Source organism: Paenibacillus sp. GCM10023250, from assembly GCF_042653205.1.
In the GTDB taxonomy this organism is placed as follows: domain Bacteria; phylum Bacillota; class Bacilli; order Paenibacillales; family Paenibacillaceae; genus Paenibacillus_Z.
Map to the genome: position 1 here is coordinate 106,258 of NZ_JBHSHY010000007.1, position 14,016 is coordinate 120,273.

A 14,016-nucleotide genomic window follows, 5' to 3' on the forward strand; every position below is an offset into this window, starting at 1 on the left:
CTTTTTTTAGCTCCAATATCTTAAATTAAAGATTATTAAATTAAAATTATAATTAAAGGAGAATGATACGCATGATGGATTTGGGATTGTTGTTGATTCGCGTCGTCATCGGACTGCTGTTCGTCGGGCACGGGGCGCAGAAGCTGTTCGGCTGGTTCGGGGGCTATGGACCGAAAGGCACGGGCGGCTGGATGGAATCCGTCGGCATTCGGCCCGGCGTCGCGATGGCGGTTGTATCCGGCCTGATGGAACTGGCCGGGGGCCTCTTGTTCGGGGCCGGCCTGCTGACGACCGTCGGCGCAGTGCTGATCGCCCTCACCATGCTCGGCGCCATCGCGAAGGTGCACGGCAAGAACGGCGTATGGTCCACCGCCAACGGCTATGAATATCCGCTCGTCATCCTTGTCGTCGTCATCGGCGTCGCTCTCGTCGGAGCTGGCGAATACGCGATCGGTTAAGCGCCTTAGCCCCTAATGATCTAAATGGCCCTATCACGTTCATACTCAACGATTCCCCGGTACGACCGGGAACATCCATTCAGGAGGGATTTCTCATGAATCAACAAACCGCCGGTATTCACCATATTACGTCTTTCGTACGCCACCCGCAGGACAACGTTGATTTTTACGCCGGGCTTCTCGGCCTGCGTCTCGTGAAAAAAACGATCAACTTCGACGCGCCGGACGTGTACCATCTCTATTTCGGCAACGAAGTCGGCGGACCGGGCACGGTCATGACGTTCTTCCCTTCGGAAGGCGCGCGCCTCGGCAAGGTCGGGGGCGGCCAGGTCGGCTATACGACCTTCGCCGTTCCGGCAGGAGCGCTGCCGTTCTGGGCGGATCGCCTGACCCGGTTCGGCATCGCCTTCGAGCGGACATCACGCTTCGGGGAAACGTACCTGCAATTCAAGGACGGCGACGGCCTGCAGCTTGAGCTCGTCGAACGCGAAGAAGGCGCGCCGAGCAAATGGTCGTTCGGCGGCATTCCGGCCGACAAGGCAATCAAAGGCTTCGGCGGCGCGATTCTGTACAGCGTCCGTCCGGATCACACGCGGGATACGCTCGCGAACGTGATGGGCCTCACGCAGGTCGCCGAAGAGAACGGCCTCGTCCGCTACCGGGCAGGGGGCGATATCGGCAACGTCATCGACATCAACGCCGAGCCGATGCCTTGGGGCGATCCCGGCGCCGGCACCGTGCATCATATCGCTTGGCGCGCGGCAAGCTACGAAGACCACGCGAAGTGGCGCGACCACGTCATCGCGAACGGCTTCCACGCGACGGACATCATCGACCGCCAATACTTCAACGCGATCTATTACCGCGAAGCCGGCGGCATCCTGTTCGAAATCGCGACCGACGCGCCGGGCTTCGAGCGCGACGAGCCGTATGAATCGCTCGGCGAGAAGCTTATGCTGCCTTCGTGGTACGAGCCGAAACGCGGTCTCATCGAGCAAAATCTGTTCCCGATCCAAGTGCGCGAAGTGGAGGCGAACGGACGATGAGGCATCTCTTTCAACCCGGCACCGATCCGAACGCGCCCGTGCTGCTGCTGCTGCACGGGACGGGCGGCACGGAGCATGACCTGCTCCCGCTCGCGGAGCAGCTCTCCCCTTCCTCGTCCGTACTGAGCGTGCGGGGGAACGTCTCGGAGAACGGCATGCCCCGTTTCTTCCGCCGGCTCGCCGAAGGCGTGTTCGACGAGGAAGACCTGCGCTTCCGCACGAAGGAGCTCGCCGATTTCCTGAACGAAGCGGCCGAGCGCTACGGCTTCCGCCGCGACGCGGTCGTCGCGGTCGGCTACTCCAACGGCGCCAACATCGCGGGCAGCCTGCTCTTTCACTACGCCGACGCCCTGAAGGGCGCGGTGCTCCATCATCCGATGGTGCCGCTGCGCGGCATGGCGCTCCCGGATCTGACGGGCGTGCCGGTCTTCATCGGCGCCGGCACGAACGATCCGATCTGCTCCGCCTCCGAGACGGAGGAACTGACGGGGCTGCTGAAGAGCGCCGGTGCCGGCGTGACGGTGCATTGGGAGAACAACGGGCACCGGCTGTCGGGAACCGAAGTGCGGCAGGCCGCCGCGTGGTTCGAGGCGGCGTTTCCATCCTAATCCTGGCGGGAGGCTTCGACCTATGATAACCATCGATCCGGACGCGCTGAGCGAACACGACAATTACAAGTTAATGATCGGGAGCATCATCCCCCGGCCGATCGCCTGGGTGACGACGCTGACCCCGTCCGGCACCGTCAACGCCGCGCCGTTCAGCTACTTCAACATCGTGACGGCGAATCCGCCGCTTGTCTCGATCTCCGTCGGCCGCCGCGGCGGCGAGAGGAAGGACACGTCCCGCAACGCGGCGGCGCTCGGCGAGTTCGTCGTTCACATCCCGGACGAGCGGAACGTCGAGGCGATGAACCGGACCGCCGCGACGCTCGGTCCCGAGGAGAGCGAGCTCGCCGCCGCCGGCTTGACGGCGGTACCGAGCGAAGCGGTCCGCGTCCCCGGGATCGCGGAGGCCGCCGTGCGGCTGGAATGCCGCCTCGAGCGCATCGTTCCGCTCGGCGGCACGGAGCTGTCGCCGGCCTGCGATCTCTTGATCGGCCGGATCGTCCGCTACCACTTCCGCGATGACGTGTACGAGGGCGGCCATATCGACCCCGCCGCGCTGAAGCCCGTCAGCCGGCTGGCCGGCACGAGCTACGCCACGCTCGGCGGCGTCTTTCAGCTGGAACGGCCGTAACGCCTGGCGGTTCCGCTAGCCGCCGGTACCGGCGAACGCGCATCGTACGCCGGTACATCCGCAAGCCCGCGAGATCGCGGGCTTTTTGCGCGTTCCGGTTGCGGCTTGCGTTCATTCGGGGTACTATCGTAACATTGAAACGAATGGGGCTAGACCCCGATTCCCCCAATGAGAGGAATGGAATGAATCGCTATGATCATTAAACCAAGAACGCGCGGCTTCATCTGCACGACCGCGCATCCGATCGGCTGCGCCGCACAGGTGCAGGAACAAATCGACTACATACAGGCGCGCCCGGCCGTCCAAGGCCCGCGCAACGTGCTCGTCATCGGCGCGTCCGCCGGCTACGGGCTCGCCGCCCGCATTATGGCCGCGTTCGGCGCGAACGCGAACACGGTCGGCGTGTACCGGCCGAGCGAAGGCAAACCAAGCCGTACCGCCTCCGCGGGCTGGTACAACTCCGCCGCGTTCGAACGCGCGGCCCAGGCGGCCGGCCTGAAATCGTTCAGCGTGACGGGCGACGCCTTCTCGGCCGAGACGAAAGCCAAGGCCGTCGAGACGATCCGCCGCGAGCTCGGCCAAGTCGATCTCGTCGTCTACAGCGTCGCGTCGGCGCGCCGGACGGATCCCGAGACGGGCGAGACGTACAACTCCGTCCTGAAGCCGCTCGGCGGCACGTACACGAACAAGACGGTCAACTTCCACACCGGCGAAGTGAGCATGGTCACGCTCGAGCCCGGCACAGAGCAGGAAGTGAAGGAGACGGTCGCCGTCATGGGCGGCGACGACTGGCAGCTATGGATCGACGCGCTGCGCGCGGGCGGCGTCCTCGCCGACAACGCGACGACGTTCGCCTACTCGTATATCGGCTCGTGCATCACGCAGCCGATCTACCGCGAAGGCACGATCGGCCAGGCGAAGGACCACCTCGAGGCGACGGCGAAGCGCCTGCACGGGCAGCTCGGCGCAACCGGCGGCCGTGCGTTCGTCACGGTCAGCAAAGCGCTGGTCACGCAGTCCAGCTCCGCGATTCCCGTCGTGCCGCTCTACATCTCCGCGCTCTATAAGGTGATGAAGGAGAAAGGCATCCACGAGGGCTGCATCGAACAGACGTACCGCCTATTCGCGGAGCGCCTCTATGCCGGCGGCGAAGTGCCGGTCGACGAGGAAGGCCGCATCCGCATCGACGATTGGGAGATGCGCGCGGACGTGCAGGACGAGGTCGCGCGGCTGTGGGACGAAGTTACCACCGACAGCATCGCGCAGCTGACTGACCTGGAAGGCTACCGCAAGGAGTTCTTCCAGCTGTTCGGCTTCGAAACCGAAGGCGTCGACTACGAAGCGGATGTCGATCCGATCGTAGACGTGCCGAACGTCTACTAATCCACAGACAGCAGAAGGCCGGGTTCCCATCGAGGAACCCGGCCTTCTCGTATATCGATGCGATTATCCGTTCAAGCCGGGCGCCGTTCAGCTTAGATGGCGTCGCGGCACTTGCGCAGCGCCTCCACCGTGTAGTCCAGCTCCTCGCGCGTGTGGCGGGCGGTCACGATGAACCGCACGCGGCCTTTGTCCATCGCGACGGTCGGATAGACGATGCCCTGCGCGAACACGCCTTCCGCCAGCAGCAGATCGGAGAAGCGCATCGTCTCGGCCGGGCTGCCCACGATGACCGGCACGATCGGCGTCTCGCTCGCGCCGGTATCGAAGCCGAGCGCCTGCACCCGCGAACGGAAATACGCCGCGTTCTCCCACAGCTTCGCGATCAGCTCCCCGCTCTGCTCGAGCACCTCGATCGCCGCCAGGCACGAAGCCGCGACGGCCGGCGTCTGCGACGTGCTGAACAGAAACGGACGCGCCTTGTGGATCAGGTAATCCTTCAGCAGCTGATCGCAGGCCACGTAACCGCCGACGACGCCGACTGCCTTGGACAGCGTCCCGACTTGGATATGGACGCGGCCGTGCAGGCCGAAATGGTCCGTCGTGCCTTTGCCGTTCTTGCCCAGCACCCCGCTCGCATGGGCGTCGTCCACGTACACGAACGCGTCGTACCGTTCCGCCAGCTCCACGATGGCCGGCAGCGGCGCGATGTCCCCGTCCATGCTGAACACACCGTCCGTCACGACGACCCGTTTGGCGTGGCCCGCGCTTTCCTGAAGCGCCGCTTCCAGCTGCGCCATGTCCTTATGGGCGTATATCTTGCGGTGCGCCTTCGTCAGCCGGATGCCGTCGATGATGCTGGCATGGTTCAGCTCGTCGCTGATCACGACGTCGTCCGGTCCCAGAATCGAGGACAGGACGCCCTGGTTCGTCGTGAAGCCGGACTGGAAGACGAGCGCCGCCTCCGTCCCCTTGAACCGCGCCAGCTCGCGCTCGAGCCGGTCGTGGATGTCGAGCGTGCCGGTAATCGTCCGCACCGAGCCGCTGCCGGCGCCGTACCGCTCCGTCGCTTCGACGGCCGCCCGGATCAGCGCCGGATGATCCGTCAAGCCGAGATAATTGTTCGACGACATCTGAAGGAGCGAGCGCCCGTTCAGCTCCATGCGCGTGCCCGATCCCCCGGTCCATACGTTCAGCGGGCGATAGCGCCCTTCCCGCTTCAACTGCCGCAATTCTTCACCTAACGCCGTTTCCCACTTCGCCACGATCGGCACGCTCCTTATTCGTCAGCTCGGATGCAGCCGCATCCTGCGAAAACACGATTTTGCCGCATTGCCCCGCCATCATCAGCCCGAACGCTTCCTCGTAATCCCGCAGCGCGAAACGATGGGTGATGAGCGGGCTTAAGTCGATGCGCTTCCGTTCGAGCAGCCCCTTGAGCTGGTACCAGGTCTGGTACATGCGGCGCCCGGTGATCCCTTCGACGCGCAGCCCTTTGAAGATCAGATGGCGGGACAAATCAAGCGACACCTCGCGCGACGGTATGCCGAGCAGCGACACGCGCGCCGCCGGCGCCGCCGCTTCGAAGCCCGCGCGGATCGCATCGGGATGGCCGGACATTTCGAGCACGACCTCGGCGCCTTCGCCGCCGGTATGGGCCATAATCGCCTCAACCATCGACGCGTCCCGGTTGTTGACGATGACTTCCGCGCCCATCCGCTTCGCCAGCTCGAGCCGGTATGGATTGACGTCGATCGCAATGACGGATCCGGCCCCGCACGCCTTCGCGACGGCAACGGCCATCAGCCCGATCGGCCCCATCCCGACGATCGCGACGGACTTGCCGACGATATCGCCGGACAGCACCGTCTGCACCGCGTTGCCGAGCGGATCCTGCAGACAGGCGAGCTCGAACGGCATGTCCGCGGGATTGTGAATGACGTTGGACGCCTTGACCAGCGCGTAATCCGCGAAGCAGCCGGGAGCCGAGATACCGAAGCTGACCGTGTTCGGGCAGACATGCGCGTTGCCGGTCCGGCACGCCTTGCAGCGTCCGCAGACGATATGCCCTTCCGCCGACACGTGGTCGCCGACGCGGACGTCCTTCACATCGCGGCCGACCTGCTCGACGATGCCGGCGAATTCGTGGCCGAACACGTTCGGCGTCACGACGGCGCTTTCCGCCCAGGCGTCCCATTTGTAAATATGCACGTCCGTCCCGCAAATCGAGGACGCCATCACCCGAACGAGCACCTCGTCCGGACCGCAGACCGGAACGGGCACCTCCCGCAGGACCGCGCCCGCCGCCCGCGTTTCCTTCACTAATCCCATCATCGTCGCCGCCAAGCTCCATCCCACCCGCGTATAAGATATAATCCATTTGTGCGCTATCTTGTATATGCTATATTATACATACGTATGCGATAATGTACACCATTTTTTTCTAACGGGCTGTCCGCCGCCGCGTTTTTCGTTATAATGAGGAACAGCACCCATCAAGAGGAGGCCCTATGGAGCAGGAACAAATCCATAAAAAAATCGGTAAAAACCTTCAAGCCATCCGCAAAGCGAGAGGGCTCAGCCTCGACCAGACCGCCGATTTGACCGGCGTCAGCAAGGCGATGCTCGGCCAGATCGAGCGCGGCGACTCCAACCCGACGATCTCGATCATCTGGAAGATCGTAAACGGCCTGCATATCTCCTTCACCTCGCTCATCGAAGAAACGAAAGCAAGCGTCAACTACATCCGGTTCGCGGATCTCGAGCCGTTCTCCGAGGAGGACGGCAACTACCGCTCCTATCCGCTCATTCCGTTCGAGCAGGGCAAGAAATTCGAGATCTACACCGTCGAGCTGGAGCCGGGCTGCATGCACGCCTCGGAAGCCCACTACGAGGGCGTCGAAGAGTATATTCTCATGGTGCGGGGAGTGCTGCGGCTGACCGTCCAGGACGACGTCTACGAGCTGAAGGCGGGCGACGCGCTGCACTTCAACGCCGACCAGCCCCATTCGTACGAGAACGCGACCGATGCGAAGATCGTCTATTACACGCTGATCCATTATCCGACTTAAGCGGAGCGGCCTGCATCCGGGCATCCGCACGCGCACCGGCCCGCCCCTGGCCCGCCGCGACGACAAGCCCCCTTGGCTCGCTAGCCAAGGGGGCTTGTGCTTAATCGGCATCGCCGGGTGTGGGTGCTGCCGGCAGCTCGATCCGGAACGTGAACAACCCGTCTAGATGCTTCAAGAGCAGCGATCCGCCGTGCCGCTCGATGATTTCCTTCGCGATCGACAGTCCGAGGCCAGACCCGTCGCTTGCCGCTGTCCGGGCGGCGTCGGCTTTGTAGAACCGGTCGAACAGCTGCTCCTCCTGCTCCGACGTCACCGGTGTTCCTCGGTTCTCAATCTCGATGTACTGCGTGCCGCCCCATTCGTCCGTTCCCGCTCGGACGACGATCGCCCCCGGAACGTCGGAGAATTTCATCGCGTTCATCAGCAAATTATCGACCGCCCGGACGAGCTTCTCGCTGTCCGCCCGTAGCGGAAGGGCGTCCGCGGCAAGCTCCGGCTTGAAATTGAGGCCGCGCTCCTGAGCGATCGGCTCGTATTCCGCGATCAGCTGGCGCAGCAGCTCCGCCAGGTCGAGCGGCTGCAGCCGCAGCTGCGGATCGCCGGAGGTAAGCCGCGTGTAGTCGAACAGGTCGTCGATCAGCTTCTTTAGCTGCAGCGTCTTGCTGTACGCGTTGCGGACGAACCGGTCGCGCTCCTCTTCGTCCGCGTACACGCGCTTCTGCAGCAAATCGAGGTAGCCGACGACGCTCGTGAGCGGCGTGCGCAGGTCGTGGGACACGCCCGTGATGAGCGCCATTTTGGACCCCTCGAGCTTGCGCTCTTTCGCCAGCTGACGCTGCAGACTTTCCGCCATCGCGTTGATGTTCTTGGAAACGACGCCGAGCTCGTCCCGGCCCCGCGTACTCAAGCGGACGTCCAGGTTGCCCTTGGCGATTTCGGCCAGCTGACGGTCGATGAGCTGGATCTTCTTCGTCTTTCGGGAGGCGAACCAATAGAAGCAAACGATAAAGATGAGCAGGAACAGCATGACGTTCTTGGCCGGCTGGTCCCGAATCATGTAGGCGAGCTCTCCTTTCAAGCGGCCTTCGGCGACGAGGTACACCGGTTTGCCTCCCCAGACGCCGGCTTCGATCCGCGAATACGGCTTGCCTTCGTAATCTCCGGTCTCCTTGGGACGGGACGCGAAGTAGCCGATGATGTTCAGCTGCGTCTTGCCCGCGCCCGCGGAGCGGAACAGCACGTTGCCGGATTCGTCCGCCACGTAGACGTCCACCTGCCCCCCATCGCTCGCTTCGTCCACGGCGGCCTGCAGCGAATACCGGTTGACGCGCCCGGGCAGCTCGTCGTCCAAATACGTCAAGCGATTTTCGATCCGGTTCTTTGCGGCTTCGTAGCTGGTGAAAGAGATTTTGAACGCCGAGCGCGTGAACATGTTGAACGCGGCGACGACCAGGATGCTGGCGAAGAGGCTGGCGACGATCGTGGCGATTAGCTGCGTGCGGATGGTAAACCAGGGCTTCCTACTCAATTTTGTATCCCACTCCCCACACCGTCTTGATGTGGACCGGCTCGCGCGGATTAGCCTCCAGCTTCTCCCGCAGGTTACGGATATGCACCATGACTGTATTGTCGGAGTACCCGATCTGTTCCTTCCAGACGGTCCGATAAATCCGGTCGGCGCTGAACACCTGGCCGCGGTTGGCGGCGAGCAGCTTCAGAATCGCGAATTCGAGCGGCGTGAGCGCGACCTCGCCGCCGTTCACCGTGACCCGGTGCCGGTCCGGCTCGATCGTGAGGTCTGCTATTGCGATGACGGACGATTCCTGCCGCTTCGCGCCGATCGCGTCCATGCGCCTCATCTGGGCTTTGACGCGCGCCAGCAGCTCGAGCGGATTGAACGGCTTCGTCACGTAGTCGTCGGCGCCGGTCGTCAGGCCGGTAATTTTGTCCAGATCCTCGCTCTTGGCCGACAGCATGATGATCGGCACGTCCGACCGCTCGCGCACGGCGAGGCAGACGGCCATGCCGTCCATGCCGGGCATCATCACGTCGAGGATGACGAGCCGGATCGCGTCCCCCTCTTCCTTCAGCGCGTCCAGCGCCGCTCGGCCGTTCTCCGCTTCAAGCACGCGGTAGCCTTCGTTGCGCAAGTAGATGCGCACGATCTGGCGGATATCCGGATCGTCGTCGACGACCAATACGGTTCGTTGGTTCATGGGTCCTCTCCCGTTCTAGGCGACGTTGGAAATAGTATACAACAATTCAACCCGCTTGGCGTTTGCGGGATCTGCGTCCCGCCGCCGCGCCCGGCGTATCCGCACCTTCGCGGGCGGCGCTCCGGCGCGCCGTCAAGCGGCGCTGAATCCGTCCGCAGGCGAAGTAGGCCAGCTCGGCCGTCGCGATGCCGGCGGCGACGTCCGCAATGACGTGCTGCTTCACGAACAATGTGGAGCACATAATCAGGACGGACATGATCCGGATGCCGGCGCGAAGGGGGAGACGATAGGACGAAGCCGCGCGAAGCATCAGATAACTCGTCAGGACGTGAATGCTCGGAAAGCAGTTGAACGGCGCGTCGTTCGCGTACACCCCGCGCATGAGCGACGGGAACAATCCGTCTCCGGCGACCGCCGGCCGGTCGACCGTCGTCTGAAAGCACGCGTAGACCAGGTAGCACATGACGAGACCCAGGCACAGCGCGCCCAGCATCCGATAATACGAGCGGCGATCCCTCAGGAAGAGGCCGATCAGCGTCAGCGCGACGAACGGATACCAGAGCACGTACGGCACCGAGAACGCGGGAATGACGGGCAGCGCCCGGTCGAACCCCGTCGCAAGACGGTGAACCTGCTCTCCAGGGCGATTGAGCAGCACGTAGAAGAGATTGAGAATCGGAAGGAGCAGCATCCACAGCAAGGGCAGCCAAGCCATCATACGGCGCCGGGGCGCGCCGGACGCGGAAGATCGGGTCGCGTTATTCATGGACAGGATTCCACCTTTGGCTTCGAATTTCCGGTACCGCGCGCGGCGCTTCCGGACTGTCCTCATCTTAGCCGGTAAATCTGTAGTCTCCCTCTAGGAAATGCTGAAGATTTTCTGAAGAGGTTCTGAAGATACCCGCGGCCGGTCGTCGCACGGCCATAAAAAAGAGCCCGTCCCCAGGTGTCCCCCGAGGCGGGCTCTTGCGCGATGCTACAGCTTCACCTTCTGCCCGGTGCGCGCGCTCTCGACGGCGCCGAACACCATGGCTACGCTCTTGATGTTGTCGAGGCAGTCGGTCTCGGCCGGCCGTCCTTCCTCGAGCGCCGCGAACATCTCGTCAAGGCAGCCCCAGTGGCCTTCGCGGCCATCCCAGACCGCCGCGCCTTCGATGCGCGTCATTTCGCGGATGAAGCCTTCCGCCTTCTCCATATTGACCACCTCGCCGTATGGCATCGACGCGCCGTCCCAGCGGGCGCCGCCCAGGCTGCCGGTGACGCGCCAATCCGATTCCCAGGACGTATTGAGGCCGTCCGCGCACCACGAACCGCGGTAGGAGAAGACCGAGCCGTCGCTCATCTCGTAGATGCAGATCGCGGAGGCGTTGCCCTTGTACCACGATCCCGGCGGGTTGAACTCGTGGCAGTAGACGGAGATCGGATCCGCGCCCGTGATGAAGCGCGCCTGGTCGAACGTATGGATCGCCATGTCGACGATGAGCGGGTTGTCCATGACGTCGCGGAAGCCGCCGAAATGCGCGCCGAGGAAGAAATCGGCGTGAATCGAGCCCGGCGTGCCGATCGCGCCGGAGCCGACCAGGTCGCGGAAGGAGCGGATCTGCTTCAGGTAGCGGCGGTTCTGCATGACGGAGTACCGCTTGCCCGTCGCTTGGCTGACGGCGACGATCTCCTGCGCGTCCGCGTACGATTCCGCCATCGGCTTCTCGCCGAACACGTTGCAGCCGGCCTGCATCGCCGTAATCGCGATTTGCTTGTGGCTCGCCGGGATCGTCACGTCGAAGACGAGCGTGGCGCCCGTTGCCGCGAGCGCATCGCTCAAATTCGCGAACGTCGGCACGTTCAGCCCTTTCTTGGCGGCCATCGCTTTCGCGCTTTCCTCATAGAGGTCGACCAGGCCGACGATCTCGGCATTGTCGCGCTGCAGCGCGTAATCCACCCAGGTGTTGGCCATGCCGCCGCAGCCGGCGACGACGATTTTATGCGTCATATCGGTTTATGCTCCTTTTGGGTAAAGTAAGGGTAAGGAAACGGTTCCGTTCCGGCCTATTCCGCCGGATTCGGCACGAAGTCGCCGCCGCGGCAGCGCTTCAGGTAGTTCAGGGCATGAACCTGCCCCGTCATCTCCAGCTCGCCCTTGTACACCGGATCGTGCCAGCCCTCGATGTCGATGCTGCCGGCATAGCCGCCCTGGCGCAGGATCGAGATGATGTCCGTCCAGTTGGAATCGCCGAAGCCCGGCGTCCGGTGCCAGACGAACTCGCGCGGCCCATGGATGCCGTATTCGCGGATGACGTCCCACGCGATCGTCGCGTCCTTGCCGTGCACGTTGAAGATCTTCCCCGTGCCCACCCATTTGCGCAGCTGCGGAATCGGGTCGATGAGGCTGACCATCTGGTGGCACGGCTCCCACTGCAGGCCGATATTGTCGCTCGGCACCGCATTGAACATCATCTCCCAGGCCGTCGGGTTATGCGCGATGTTCCATTCGCCGCTTCCCCACGTACCGCCCATGTCGCAGTTCTCGAACGCGAGGCGCACGCCGCGCGCTTCCGCCCGCTTGGCCAGCTCGCCGAACACTTCCGCGAAGCGCGGCAGCGACTGGTCGATGCTTCCGGGCATGCGGCCGGTGAAGCCGTTCACGAGGTTCGTGCCGAACGCTTCCGCCGCGTCGATGAGCCGCTCCCAGCTGGCCAGCGTGTCCGCGTTGTCACCGGCGCCCGTCAGCGGATTGCCGAAGACGCCGATCGCCGAGATGACGATATCGCGCCCTTCGACGGCCTCACGGACTCGCTTGGCAAGCTCGTACAGGTCCGCGCTGCGCGTGGACTGCCAGAACGTGAGCGCGAACGACTCGAAGCCGTGGGGAATCAATTGGGGAATGATCTTGTCGGCGTTGCCGCCGCCGACCAGCGTACCGATGCGGATGGAATTCATACGAACGTAGTCATCACCTTTCAGCGCTTTATCGAAACTGACCTTATCGTACTGAAAGATTTTCGTTGAGACTAGCCACGAATTTGTGTTATATTCGTACAATCTTACGTTTATCCGCTGGCCGCAAACCGGAATCATCCGAGAATGAATCCTTAAAGCCGTAATATCGTGCGCAAGCGCGAGAAGGAGGCGCCCATGACCGTCAGCCCGCTGAAAGAAAACACGTTCATTCCCGACCGTACGTTCCCCATCAACGTCTTCGCCGTGACCGGGGAGATCCGGACGCACTGGCACGATCATCTCGAATGGATCTACGTCCGGAAGGGACAAGCGCGCATCCAGGTGGACGGCGCCTTCGAGCAGCTCGGCAAGGGCGAGCTCGCGTTCGTCAACGCGAAGCAGCTGCACAGCGCGGTCAAGCTCGCGCCGGATACGGAGCTGATCTGCATCGTGTTCAACGAAGCGCTCGTGCGCGGCAGCGGGCTCGACATTACGGAACCGCATTACTTCGTCCCCTACTTGAACCCCCGGGTCAAGTGGCCGAGCTGGATGCGGACGGACGCGCCGTACATCGAGGAGATGAACGCCGCCTTCTCGCGCCTGCTCGTGGAATTCACGGGCAAGCAGGCCGGCTACGAGCTGCTCGTGAAGGCCGAGCTGCTGCGCATTTTCGGCTTGTATTTCCGCTACGCCGAGCTGCACGCGGCCCCGGCCCCGGCGCGCGCGCAGAAGCCGTACGATTTTACGAGCCTGCTCCTGACGCTGCGGGAGCGGTACCAGGAGACGATCAGCGTCGGCGAAGCGGCGCGCCTGGTCAACCTGAGCCCCAATCACTTCTGCAAAATATTCAAAAGCGTCACCGGCAAAACGCTGATCGAATATATGCACGTGCTGCGCGTCCAGGAGGCGGAACGGCTGCTGCTGGACACCGACTATCCCGTGACCGAAATCGCCGGCCTCGTCGGATTCTCGAACATGACGTACTTCGGCCGGGTATTTAAGAAAGTACGCAGCAAGGCGCCCTCCGCGATACGCAAAAGCCGGCCCGCGACGCGCCGCGCGGACGAGCAATGAACGGACCTACCTAGACGACGAAGAAAGGGGTGATCGCATGCGGCTGCTGTACCGGATAACGGACCGCGACGTGCGCGGCGGCGAGCCGGACCTGCTCCCGCATGTCTCCCGCTCCGCCTCCCGCGGCGTGCTGCTGGACGCCGAAGCGAACGTGGCCATGATGTACATCGCGAAGTCGGCGATCTACAAGCTGCCCGGCGGCGGCATTGAGAAGAAGGAGACGCCGGAGCAGGCGTTCCTGCGCGAGGTGCGCGAGGAGACGGGCTACGACGCGGCGATCGTCCGCCGTCTCGGCTATATCGAGGAGCACAAGAAGAAGAACGGCTTCCTGCAGGTCTCCTACTGCTTCGTCGCGACAGCGAAGGAGGCGCACGAGGCCCGGCTGACCGAGCATGAGAAGAAGCTCGGTCTGGCGCTGAAGTGGATGTCCATGCCGGAGGCGATTCGGGCCGTCGACGCCTCGCTGACGGCGACGGGCGATTACTCCACCGTGTTCATGCTGATGCGGGACAAGCGGATCCTGGAGGAAGCCGCCAAACGGATGCGGATCACCGTCACCGAATAGCCGCGCGCCGAACGAAGCCCCGAACGGATA

The 14,016-nt window shown here is 63.3% G+C and carries 15 protein-coding genes; 8 read left to right on the top strand and 7 right to left on the bottom strand.

Annotated elements, in window-relative coordinates; all coding sequences use genetic code 11:
* Positions 1–71 precede the first annotated feature (71 nt).
* From ACFPB1_RS08835 to fabV, 5 genes are all read left to right on the top strand, one after another.
* On the top strand, positions 72–458 hold the full coding sequence (locus ACFPB1_RS08835) for a DoxX family protein (RefSeq protein WP_379224141.1): 387 nt from the start codon (positions 72–74) through the stop codon (positions 456–458).
* A 95-nt stretch (positions 459–553) separates the two neighbouring features.
* Positions 554–1,504: a ring-cleaving dioxygenase gene (locus tag ACFPB1_RS08840; RefSeq protein ID WP_379224143.1), complete on the top strand. Its 951-nt coding sequence runs from the start codon at positions 554–556 to the stop codon at positions 1,502–1,504.
* Positions 1,501–2,112 carry an alpha/beta hydrolase gene (locus ACFPB1_RS08845; protein WP_379224145.1) on the top strand — a complete coding sequence of 204 codons (612 nt, stop codon included), beginning with the start codon at positions 1,501–1,503 and terminating at the stop codon, positions 2,110–2,112. Before ACFPB1_RS08840 ends, ACFPB1_RS08845 begins: the two co-directional genes overlap by 4 nt.
* A 22-nt stretch (positions 2,113–2,134) precedes the next feature.
* Complete coding sequence (locus ACFPB1_RS08850; protein ID WP_379224147.1) at positions 2,135–2,743, top strand: flavin reductase family protein; 609 nt, start codon at positions 2,135–2,137, stop codon at positions 2,741–2,743.
* Between the two features lie 192 nt (positions 2,744–2,935).
* Positions 2,936–4,126: an enoyl-ACP reductase FabV gene (gene fabV, locus ACFPB1_RS08855; RefSeq protein ID WP_379224150.1), complete on the top strand. Its 1,191-nt coding sequence runs from the start codon at positions 2,936–2,938 to the stop codon at positions 4,124–4,126.
* A 92-nt stretch (positions 4,127–4,218) separates the two neighbouring features.
* Here the strand turns inward: fabV and ACFPB1_RS08860 are convergent, their stop codons facing one another.
* The gene (locus tag ACFPB1_RS08860) at positions 4,219–5,388 is read right to left on the bottom strand and encodes a glycine C-acetyltransferase (RefSeq protein ID WP_379224152.1); all 1,170 of its coding nucleotides are present in this window, start codon (positions 5,386–5,388) and stop codon (positions 4,219–4,221) included.
* A complete protein-coding gene (gene tdh / locus ACFPB1_RS08865) occupies positions 5,360–6,469 on the bottom strand; it encodes an L-threonine 3-dehydrogenase (protein WP_379224154.1) in 1,110 nt (369 codons plus the stop codon). The genes ACFPB1_RS08860 and tdh overlap by 29 nt, the downstream gene beginning before the upstream one ends.
* Before the next feature lie 164 nt (positions 6,470–6,633).
* On the opposite strand from tdh, the gene ACFPB1_RS08870 reads away from it, so the two are divergent.
* Entirely contained in the window at positions 6,634–7,194 is a 561-nt protein-coding gene (locus ACFPB1_RS08870; RefSeq protein ID WP_379224156.1) for a helix-turn-helix domain-containing protein, read from the top strand.
* Between the two features lie 100 nt (positions 7,195–7,294).
* Here ACFPB1_RS08870 and ACFPB1_RS08875 read toward each other — a convergent pair whose 3' ends face one another.
* The 5 genes from ACFPB1_RS08875 to ACFPB1_RS08895 all read right to left on the bottom strand — a co-directional run bounded on the left by ACFPB1_RS08875 (position 7,295) and on the right by ACFPB1_RS08895 (position 12,347).
* Positions 7,295–8,722, bottom strand: coding sequence for a sensor histidine kinase (locus ACFPB1_RS08875; RefSeq protein WP_379224159.1), 1,428 nt, complete (start codon positions 8,720–8,722; stop codon positions 7,295–7,297).
* Entirely contained in the window at positions 8,715–9,410 is a 696-nt protein-coding gene (locus ACFPB1_RS08880) for a response regulator transcription factor (RefSeq protein WP_379224161.1), read from the bottom strand. The genes ACFPB1_RS08875 and ACFPB1_RS08880 overlap by 8 nt, the downstream gene beginning before the upstream one ends.
* Positions 9,411–9,456: 46 nt before the next feature.
* Positions 9,457–10,176, bottom strand: coding sequence for a phosphatase PAP2 family protein (locus tag ACFPB1_RS08885; protein ID WP_379224163.1), 720 nt, complete (start codon positions 10,174–10,176; stop codon positions 9,457–9,459).
* 210 nt (positions 10,177–10,386) lie between these two features.
* Entirely contained in the window at positions 10,387–11,400 is a 1,014-nt protein-coding gene (locus ACFPB1_RS08890; protein WP_379224165.1) for a Gfo/Idh/MocA family protein, read from the bottom strand.
* A gap of 56 nt (positions 11,401–11,456) precedes the next feature.
* Complete coding sequence (locus ACFPB1_RS08895; RefSeq protein ID WP_379224167.1) at positions 11,457–12,347, bottom strand: sugar phosphate isomerase/epimerase family protein; 891 nt, start codon at positions 12,345–12,347, stop codon at positions 11,457–11,459.
* Positions 12,348–12,542: 195 nt separating this feature from the next.
* Here ACFPB1_RS08895 and ACFPB1_RS08900 point away from each other — a divergent pair, with 195 nt between their 5' ends.
* Together ACFPB1_RS08900 and ACFPB1_RS08905 are read left to right on the top strand one after the other, a co-directional pair.
* Positions 12,543–13,421 (top strand): helix-turn-helix domain-containing protein, encoded by an 879-nt coding sequence (locus ACFPB1_RS08900; protein ID WP_379224169.1) that lies wholly within the window; start codon positions 12,543–12,545, stop codon positions 13,419–13,421.
* Between the two features lie 37 nt (positions 13,422–13,458).
* Positions 13,459–13,986, top strand: a complete 528-nt coding sequence (locus ACFPB1_RS08905; protein WP_379224171.1) for an NUDIX hydrolase — start codon at positions 13,459–13,461, stop codon at positions 13,984–13,986.
* The last annotated feature ends 30 nt before the right edge of the window (positions 13,987–14,016 follow it).